The 9,139-nt window shown below is 67.0% G+C and carries 13 protein-coding genes; all 13 read left to right on the forward strand.

The window, feature by feature from the left end:
* A partial coding sequence (locus QQS14_RS15490) for a hypothetical protein (RefSeq protein ID WP_285907921.1) occupies positions 1 to 203 on the forward strand: 203 nt, incomplete at its 5' end.
* Positions 204 to 1,682 (forward strand): DUF3383 domain-containing protein, encoded by a 1,479-nt coding sequence (locus tag QQS14_RS15495; RefSeq protein ID WP_285907922.1) that lies wholly within the window; start codon positions 204 to 206, stop codon positions 1,680 to 1,682.
* A gap of 11 nt (positions 1,683 to 1,693) precedes the next feature.
* On the forward strand, positions 1,694 to 2,140 hold the full coding sequence (locus QQS14_RS15500; protein WP_285907923.1) for a phage structural protein: 447 nt from the start codon (positions 1,694 to 1,696) through the stop codon (positions 2,138 to 2,140).
* Between the two features lie 9 nt (positions 2,141 to 2,149).
* Positions 2,150 to 2,596, forward strand: coding sequence for a phage tail assembly chaperone (locus tag QQS14_RS15505; protein ID WP_285907924.1), 447 nt, complete (start codon positions 2,150 to 2,152; stop codon positions 2,594 to 2,596).
* A gap of 17 nt (positions 2,597 to 2,613) precedes the next feature.
* Positions 2,614 to 2,793, forward strand: a complete 180-nt coding sequence (locus QQS14_RS15510) for a DUF6889 family protein (RefSeq protein ID WP_285907925.1) — start codon at positions 2,614 to 2,616, stop codon at positions 2,791 to 2,793.
* On the forward strand, positions 2,783 to 4,357 hold the full coding sequence (locus QQS14_RS15515) for a phage tail tape measure protein (RefSeq protein ID WP_285907926.1): 1,575 nt from the start codon (positions 2,783 to 2,785) through the stop codon (positions 4,355 to 4,357). Before QQS14_RS15510 ends, QQS14_RS15515 begins: the two co-directional genes overlap by 11 nt.
* Entirely contained in the window at positions 4,354 to 4,896 is a 543-nt protein-coding gene (locus QQS14_RS15520) for a phage baseplate protein (RefSeq protein WP_285907927.1), read from the forward strand. Before QQS14_RS15515 ends, QQS14_RS15520 begins: the two co-directional genes overlap by 4 nt.
* Positions 4,897 to 4,898: 2 nt before the next feature.
* Positions 4,899 to 5,225, forward strand: a complete 327-nt coding sequence (locus tag QQS14_RS15525; protein ID WP_285907928.1) for a phage baseplate plug family protein — start codon at positions 4,899 to 4,901, stop codon at positions 5,223 to 5,225.
* Positions 5,222 to 6,154, forward strand: coding sequence for a phage protein (locus tag QQS14_RS15530; protein ID WP_285907929.1), 933 nt, complete (start codon positions 5,222 to 5,224; stop codon positions 6,152 to 6,154). The genes QQS14_RS15525 and QQS14_RS15530 overlap by 4 nt, the downstream gene beginning before the upstream one ends.
* Positions 6,151 to 6,936: a Gp138 family membrane-puncturing spike protein gene (locus QQS14_RS15535; RefSeq protein WP_285907930.1), complete on the forward strand. Its 786-nt coding sequence runs from the start codon at positions 6,151 to 6,153 to the stop codon at positions 6,934 to 6,936. The genes QQS14_RS15530 and QQS14_RS15535 overlap by 4 nt, the downstream gene beginning before the upstream one ends.
* Positions 6,933 to 7,286: a contractile injection system sheath initiator gene (locus QQS14_RS15540; RefSeq protein ID WP_285907931.1), complete on the forward strand. Its 354-nt coding sequence runs from the start codon at positions 6,933 to 6,935 to the stop codon at positions 7,284 to 7,286. Before QQS14_RS15535 ends, QQS14_RS15540 begins: the two co-directional genes overlap by 4 nt.
* On the forward strand, positions 7,286 to 8,464 hold the full coding sequence (locus QQS14_RS15545) for a baseplate J/gp47 family protein (protein WP_285907932.1): 1,179 nt from the start codon (positions 7,286 to 7,288) through the stop codon (positions 8,462 to 8,464). The genes QQS14_RS15540 and QQS14_RS15545 overlap by 1 nt, the downstream gene beginning before the upstream one ends.
* 3 nt (positions 8,465 to 8,467) lie before the next feature.
* Positions 8,468 to 9,133: a DUF2612 domain-containing protein gene (locus tag QQS14_RS15550; RefSeq protein ID WP_285907933.1), complete on the forward strand. Its 666-nt coding sequence runs from the start codon at positions 8,468 to 8,470 to the stop codon at positions 9,131 to 9,133.
* Positions 9,134 to 9,139: the final 6 nt, after the last annotated feature.

The raw sequence follows: 9,139 nt of genomic DNA on the forward strand, positions 1-9,139 counted from the left end.
TGGCGTTTGTCGCCGCTGGCGACCCGCTGACCGTCCCCGAGCTGATCAACACCCTCTGGGTGCAGCGCGTGGACCTGGAATTGATTTTTGACCATGAGGCCCGCCGGACCTATCCGGTGCGCAACCTGCTGTGCGGCTCCGCGACCATCGAAACGGACACCGGGCTGGCAGCGCAATCAACCCCCACCCAGGAGGGTGCCTAAATGACCACCGGACTTTCGGTCAATCGTGTCGTCAATGTGGCTGTCAACCTGCAGCCCCTGGCCGTGCCGAGGCGCAGCTTCGGCGTGCTGTGCATCGCCGGGGACACGCCCGTGATCGACGGTGTGGAGCGCATCCGCGCCTACACCAGCATCGACGCCGTGGGCGACGATTTTGGCTCCACGGATCCCGAGTACCTGACTGCGCAACTCTATTTCTCCCAGTCGCCCCGGCCGCGCGTGCTGGCCATCGGCCGGTACATCTCCACGGCCACGGTCGCCATCCTGCGGGGTGGATCTGCCGAGACCGACCTGGACGCCTGGACCGCCATTGCCGACGGTGCCATGGACATCGAGGTGGAAGGGGTCGAGACCAGCCTGACCGGGCTCGACTTCAGCGGCGCGACCACCATGCCCGGCGTGGCCGCCATCATCAGTGCGGCCCTGGCCGGTGCCGGGTCCGAAGGGGCCGCCTGCGCCTGGGACGGCTCCCGTTTCGTGATCACCACCGTGGCCACGGGTGCCACGGTGTTCATGGGCTACGCCACGGCCCCGGCCAGCGGCACGGACATCTCGGCCATGACCGGGCTGACCTCGGCACTGGCCTACGCGCCCGTGCCCGGATTCGACGCCGAGACGCCCGCCGAGTGCGCGGCTGCCTTGGCGGACGTGTCCGGCGAGTGGTACGGGCTCATGTTCGCCGCCGCCCTGACCGTGGACCAGCATGTGGCGGTGGCCGCCTTTATCGAGGCCACGGGCAAGAGCCGCGTCTACGGCGTGACCGACACGGACCCGCGCTGCCTCTCGGCCACCTACACCGCCGACATCGGCTCCCGCCTCAAGGCCCTGGACTATGACCGATCCTTTGTCCTGTACTGCGCGGGCAATGCTTACGCGGTGGCCAGCTTCTTTGGCCGGGCCTTTTCGGTCAACTTCTCGGCCAACCGCTCGACCATCACCCTCAAGTTCAAGCAGCTGCCCGGCGTGGTGGCCGAGACCCTGACCGAGACCCAGGCCACGGCGCTGGCCGCCAAGAGGGTCAACGTGTTCGTCTACTACGACAACGACACGGCCATCATCCAGGAAGGGACCATGGCCAGCGGCGCGTTCTTCGACGAGGTGCACGGCCTGGACTGGCTGCAAAACGCGGTGCAGACCGAGTGCTGGAACCTGCTCTACCAGAGCAAGACCAAGATCCCGCAAACCGAGAGCGGCATCAGCCAGATCAAGGCGCGGATATCCTCTGTCTTTGCCGAGGCCGTGGCCAACGGCCTGGTGGCTCCGGGCACCTGGAACGCGGACGGCTTCGGCCAGCTGGAGCAGGGCGACTACCTGCCCACCGGCTACTACATCTATTCCACCCCGCTGGTGGACCAGGCGCAGAGCGAGCGCGAGGAGCGCAAGGCCCCGCCCATCCAGTGCGCCGTGAAACTGGCTGGTGCCGTCCACTTCGTGGACGTGCAGATCGACGTTAACCGCTAGGAGGATCAACTATGTCCAGCTACAGCTTTGCGGATGTGACCGCTGTCATCGACGGCGAGGGCGGCAACTTCTCCATCAAGGAGGGCGCGGCCGACGAGGGCATCAGCATCGAGCCCGTGGGCGATCGCAACGTGATGACCCCCGGCGCGGACGGCGCGGTGATGCATTCGCTGGCGGCGTCCACCGCCAGTACCGTGACCCTGCGCCTGCTCAAGACCAGCCCGGTCAACCGCCAGCTCATGACCATGTACAACCACCAGACCGCCAGCGCGGCACGGCACGGGACCAACACCATCACGGTCTCGGACCCGGCGCGCGGCGACCTGGTCACTGTGAGCAAGGCGGCGTTCAAGAAGGTGCCGCCGCTGACCTACGCCAAGGAAGGCGGCACCGTGGAATGGGTGTTTGACGGCGGCGAAACCACCTACGTGCTCGGCTCCGGCGCGGCACAGGCCTAAGGGGGCGACATGACAGGCAACGAATTCGAGGCCAAGGGTCACACCTATCGGGTGGGCAGGATGGACGCCAAGCGGCAGTTCCACGTGCTCAGGCGCATGGGGCCGATCATGCCCGGCCTCATGGCCCTTGTCGGCACTGAGCCCGGCGTCAAGAAAACAGACGGCAAGGAGCTGGACGCGGAGGCGGGCGCGCAGGCCGCCCTGGGTGTGCTCGCCACCTCGCTGGCCGAGATCCCGGACGCGGACATGGACTACATCCTGGACAACTGCCTGGCCGTGGCCGAGCGCAAGCAGACAGCCGGAGGCTGGGCCAGGGTGGCGTCTGACGGCGCGCTGATGTTCGAGGACATCGACATGCCGGTCATGCTCCAGATCGCCTGGCAGGCGCTGCAGCACAACCTGTCGGGTTTTTTCGGCGGGAAGCTCCCGGATTTCAGCGCCGGGGGCCGGACGTAGATGTCGAGTGGGTAGGCATGCCCGGCGGCGAGGAGTGGCTGCTGCGCCCTGTGCTGGCCGGGTGCCTGCGCTACGAGAGCCTGCTCGACGGCACGGTGGATCTGGCGGACGTGGCAACGCTGAACGATGCGCTGGACGTGCGCGACGAAAACGAGCGGCGATACATAAAGGCCAAGGAAAAAGAACATGGGCGCTGAAGTGCTGAAGGAATTCCTGACACGGCTCGGGTTCGAGGTGGACGAGGCCGGGATGAAGAAGTTCAATTCGTCCCTGGCCTCGTCCACCACGCGGGCGCTGGCCTTTGGCGCGGCGGTCAAGGCCGCCGCCACCGGTATCTATTGGGGGCTGTACAAGATCGCCGAAGAGCAAGACGCCCTGCTCAAAATATCCGAGTCAACCGGCACCGCCGTCAGCTCATTGGAGGAGATGGGCTACGTCGCCGAGCAGACCGGAGCCAGTACCGACAAGCTGCACTCGTCCCTGGCCAACCTGCAGGCCAAGATGGCCGAGGCGACCCTGGGCCGGGGCGGCATCGAGTTTTTTCAGCGATTGGGCATCCGCGTCAAGGATACCAACGGGCAGCTGCGCGACACCATGGAGGTGCTCAGTGATGTCGGCGAACGGATCAAGGGCATGGACCGTGGCCGCCAGGAGATGTTCCTGAACCAGTTGGGTATCGACCGTGACCTTGTCTCCATGCTGACCAGCGATGTGGACGGCCTGCGCGAGGCATACCGGGAAATGTTCGCCGCATCCGGCATGGACGCCCAGAAATCCGCAGAAGCCAGCAGGGGCTTTGTGGCCGAGGTCAAGTCCATCAAGACCGTACTCATGATGTTGGCCAAGTCTGTCGGCCTGGGCGTCATCACCCGCATGCAGGCGGACATTGTCCGCTTCCGAAAGACCATCATCGAAAACTTCAAAAGGATCTCCATTACCTTTCAGAAGATTATCGCCCTCATCATGAACATATCCGGGGCGATCAGCACTCTGGTGATGCGCATCTTCGGATGGATCGGCGTGGTGGTGGGCTGGTTCAGTCGGCTGGACGATTCTGTCCAGAAGATCATCCTGGGCATCCTGGGCTTCGCCGCGGCCTGGAAATTCCTGAATTTGTCGTTCCTGGCCACACCGCTGGGCATGTTCATCGCCCTGGCCGCAGTTATCGTCGGGCTCATCGACGACTTTCAAACATGGCTTGAGGGCGGTGAGAGCCTGATCGACTGGGGCAACGGGTGGGGAATTACTCTGGGTGCGCTGGTAGCCGGACTGGCCGCGTTCAAGATGGCCCTGATCGCCATTCCCGCCGTCATGGGCGCGATCTCCACGGCGGGCACGGTAATGGCGGGCGTGATACGCGCCATCGGCATGGCCGCCGCCGCCAACCCCATCGGCATGATGGTCGCTGGCTTTGCTTTGGCAGCCACGCTGATCATCACCAATTGGGAAACGGTCAAGGCCTGGTTCGGCGCATTCGTGGATTGGCTGGGCGGCGCGTTCGATTGGGTTGGCCAGGTCGCGTCGGGCGTCGCCAGATTCTTCGGCGGCGGCGAGCAGGCGGGTGCGCCCCGCTCCGCCGCGCTCGCGCCGTCTCCGGCCCAGGCAGCCGCCGTGGGCAACAGCTCGGCCAGCATCAACGCCAGCACCGTGATCCATGTGGACGGCAGCGGCTCGCCCGAGGCCACGGCCAGGGCTGTGGGCCGCTCCCAGGCCGGAGTCAACGCCGACCTGGTGCGCCATGCGCGGGGGGCTGCGCGATGACCTACCTGTCGCAATCGCCCCAGCCGGTTTACGTGCGCCCGGTCCGCTCCATCGGCGGGCTGATCATGGACGTGACCATAGAGGAGACACACACCGACGAGCTGGAGATCACCGAGCATCCCGTGGAGCAGGGCGCGGCGGTCACGGACCATGCCTACCTCAAGCCCTGCACCGTGACCATCCGGGCCGGGGTGTCCGACTCCGGCGGCCAGACCGCTGGCGAGCGGCGCAGCGTGGAGGCATACGAGGCGCTGCTCAAGCTGCAGGGCAGCCGCGAGCCATTTGACCTGGTCACCGGCAAGCGCGTCTATGCCAACATGCTCATCCGCTCGCTGACCAGCACCACCGAGGAAGGCAGCGAGAACGCCCTCATCTTTACCGCCGAGCTGCGCCAGGTGCTGCTGGCCAATGTGGCCACCGTGGCGGTGCCGCGCTCGCGCCAGCGGTATGGTGCCAAGACCGGCGGAGTGGACCAGCAGGGACAGAAACAGGCCGAGCCGGTGAAAAAGTCGGCGCTGGGCCAACTCTTTGGGGGATGACCATGGCGGTGTACCGGATACCCACCACCTCGACGCCCCAGACATTCACCGTGTCTCTGGGCGGCACCGAGTATCAGTTGACCCTGCGCCACAGCGACGCCGAGGAGGCTGGCTGGGTGATGGACATTGACCTGCCCGACAACGGCGGGTCCGTGCTGGCCGGGCTGCCCCTGGTCACCGGCACGGATCTGCTCGGCCCGCACCGGCACCTCGGCTTCGGCGGAGGGCTGGCGGTCTGGTCTGACGACCACGACCGCGCGCCCCGTGAGGGCGACCTGGGCAACGGCGTGGCGCTGTATTTCGTGACCGACGACGAGGTGGACGCATGAGCGAGCTGACGGATCGTTTGTACCTGCGCAAGTGCAGCCTTGTGGTGGGCGGCGACGGCACCGGCCTTGAGCTGGGAGATCTGCGCATCTCGTTCGCCACCCAGCATGCGGATTTCGAGACGCCCAACCGCGCGGACATCCGCATCTACAACCTGTCCGAGGAGACGGCGCGGCGGGTGCAGAAGGAGTTCACCCGCGTGGTGCTGCAGGCGGGATACGAGGGCAACTTCGGTCTGGTGTTCGGCGGCAGCGTGCGCCAGGTGCGCCGGGGCCGCGAGGCCGGGACGGACACCTACCTGGACATTTTGGCCGCCGATGGCGACCGGGCCTACAACTACGCCGTGGTCAACGCCACCCTGGCCTCCGGGGCCACGGTGCGCGACCAGGCGGACGTGGCGCTCGGCTCCCTGGCCGACCACGGCGTGGCCACCGGGCACATCCCGGACCTGGGCGGCGAGGCCCTGCCGCGCGGCAAGGTCATGTATGGCATGGCCCGCAAGTACATGCGGGACGCTGCCGAGACCAGCGCCACCACCTGGTCCATCCAGAACGGCGCGGCCCAGATGATCCCGGTCCAGGGCTACAGCCCCGGCGAGGCCATCAGCCTCACGGCGCAGACCGGGCTCATCGGCCAGCCCGAGCAGACCAACGAGGGCATCCGCGTGCGCGCCCTGCTCAACCCGCGCTTTCGCGTGGGCGGGCGCATCAAGCTCGACAACGCGAGCATCCTGCGATTCAAGACAGAGCTGCGGTCCGGGGCATTCGACAAGGCTCCGCGCCTCGACGACGACGGGCTCTACCGCATCCTGGCCATAGACCTCAGGGGCGACACGCGCGGGCCGGACTGGTACGCGGACCTGATCTGCGTCGGCATAGACGACTCCGCGCCCGTCGGCTCCAAGCTCCGCGACACCAATGGAGGCAGATGATGGACCGCAGAGAGCGATTCGACGATCCGGTGGAGGCGACCCGCGCGGCCATGGACGGCCGCATGGCCGAGGTCTGGACCGCGCTGCCCGGCGTGGTGGTGGCCTTTGACCCGGCGGCCATGACCGTCAGCGTGCAGCCCTCCATCAAGGGCCGGGTGGAGCGGCCCGACGGCTCCGCCACCAGCGTGGCGCTGCCGGTGCTCGTGGACGTGCCTGTGGTCTTTCCCTCTGGCGGCGGGTTCACCATGACCTTTCCCATAGCGCCCGGCGACGACTGCCTGGTGGTCTTCGCCGCCCGGTGCATCGACGCCTGGTGGCAGTCCGGCGGCGTGCAGGAGCCCATGGAGCCGCGCATGCACGATCTCTCCGACGGGTTCGCCCTGGTCGGCCCGTTTTCGCAGCCGCGCACCCTGCCCGCCGTGAGTGCCCAGAACGTGCAACTGCGCACCAACGACGGCCTGGCCAGCGTGACCATCATGCCGGACTACACCATCACCGCATACAACCCCGCCGCGTCCATCACCCTTACCCCGGACGGCGAGATAAACGCCGAGGCCGACGCGCGGATCCTGCTGCGCGCCCCGCATCTGGAGATCGCCGCCAACGCCATCACCCTGGCCGGGCTGGACGGCTCCGGCGCGGCCGCCACCATCACCGGCGACATCACGCTGGACGGCAGCCTGACCAGCACCGGCGACCAGGTGGCCGAGGGCGTGAGCCAGGTCCACCATGTGCACACCGGGGTGCAGGCTGGCAGCGACACAACGGGAGAGCCCGCATGAGATACCGCAAGTGGCAAAATGGCACGGACATCCAATATGGCCACGGCCAGGCCGATTACTGGCAGGACAATCCGCGCGGCGTGGCCCAGGCCGTGGTGTCGCGGTTGCGGCTGCTCTCGGGCGAGTGGTTTCTCGACCTGGGCGAGGGCACCCCGTATGTGGGCGGCGTGTTCGGCAAGCACACGGCGCGAAGCTTCGACCCCGTGATCCGGGCGCGCATCCTGGACACCGAGGGCGTGACCGGCATCGCCAACTACGAATCCATTTTTGACGGCGAGACCCGCCGACTGACCATCAACGCCACCATCGACACCCGGTACGGGCAGGCGGCAATTCAGGAGGTTCTCTGATGGCGCTCGTGGGACACATTGACGAGACGGGCATTCACATCCCGACGTACCCGGCCCTGCTGGCCGAGCTGCAGGGCTTCTTCCGCGCCATATTCGGCGAGGACGTGTACCTGGATGCCGACAGCCAGGAGGGCCAGATGCTGGCCATGTTCGCCATGGCCCTGCACGACGCCAACCTGCTGGCCCAGTCCGTGTACAACGCGTTCAGCCCGCAGACAGCCCAGGGCGCTGGCCTTTCCCGCATGGTCCGGCTCAACGGCATCGCGCGGCTGCCTGCCAGCCGGTCTACCGTGGACCTGACCCTGACAGGCCAGCCCGGCACGGTGATCACGGGCGGCGTGGCCCAGGACGTGGCCGGGCAGAAGTGGCGACTGCCCGACACTGTGGTCATCCCCGTGGGCGGGGAGATCACGGTCACGGCCCAGGCAGCGGACCCCGGCGCGATCCAGGCGGCGGCGGGCGAGGTAAACGCCATTGCCACGCCCACCCGTGGGTGGCTGTCGGTGACCAATGCCCTGGCGGCCACGCCCGGAGTTGCGGCCGAGAGCGACGCTGCTTTGCGAACCCGCCAGCGGGTCAGCACTGCGCTGCCGTCGCAGACCGTGCTGGAGGGCATTGTGGGCGCGGTGGCCAACGTAAGCGGCGTGATCCGGCTCAAGATGTACGAGAACGACACGGACGAGCCGGACAGCAACGGCATTCCCTCTCACTCGCTGGCCCTGGTGGTGGAAGGGGGCGACGTCGCGGACATAGCCGGGGCCGTGGCTGGCAAGAAGACGCCTGGGTGCGGCACCTACGGAGACATCACGCTCACGGTGGCCGACCGCTACGGCATGCCCTCGGCGGTCCGGTTTTCCCGTCCCGTGGAGGTGCCCGTGGTGGTCGAGGTGACCATCGCGCCCAGGGCCGGATACGTCTCGCCCACCGGCGCGGCCATCCGCGAGAACCTGGCCGAGTATTTCAACGCCCTGAACATTGGCGAAGACGTGCTGCTCTCCAAGCTGTACACGCCGATCAACGCCGCCGAGCCCAGCGCGGGCAAGCGCAGCTTCGACGTGACCGGACTGGTCATTGCCCGCGGCATTGAGGCTCCGGCCACCGCCAATCTGTCCATCGCCTACAACGAGGTGGTTGTGGGCCTGGCCGACAACGTGACCGTGATCGTGGCAGAGGCATAGCTTATGACGCTCGACACCTACCTCTCGCTCATCACCTCGCTCTACCGGGATCAGCCCAAATTCATGGCGCTGTGCTCGGCTCTGGCGCAGCCCGTGGTGGACCAGCAGGCATTGCTTACGGCCATCCGCGACGGGCTCGACCTCGATGTCGGGATCGGCGCGCAGCTCGACCAGGTGGGCGAGTGGATAGGCCGCAGCCGCGCCCTGGAAACGCCGCTGGACGGCGTCTATTTCTCCTGGGGCATTGATGGCGTGGGTTGGCAGCAGGGCGCGTGGAAGGGGCCATACGACCCGGACACGGGCATGGTGGTCCTGCCCGACGAGGCATACCGGCTGCTGCTGCGCGCCAAGGTGGCGGCCAACGCCTGGGACGGCACCCTGCCCGGAGCCTACGCTATCTGGGAAGCGGTGTTCGCGGACACCGGCATGGTCGTGGTCATCCAGGACAACCAGGACATGAGCATGATCGTAGGCGTGGCCGGAGCCTACCCGGACGCGGTGACCAAGGCGCTGCTCTCCGGCGGATACATTCCGCTCAAGCCTGCCGGGGTCGAGATAGATCATTACGCGGTCGCGCCCCAGGGCGGTGCACTATTTGTATGGGGCGCGGAATCCGACACCTGTAACGGCTGGGGCATCGGTTCCTGGCCCGAAAACCTTATCCCATAGGGGGAA

Origin of the sequence: Pseudodesulfovibrio pelocollis (assembly GCF_030282845.1) — a bacterium.
GTDB classification, from domain to species: domain Bacteria; phylum Desulfobacterota; class Desulfovibrionia; order Desulfovibrionales; family Desulfovibrionaceae; genus Pseudodesulfovibrio; species Pseudodesulfovibrio pelocollis.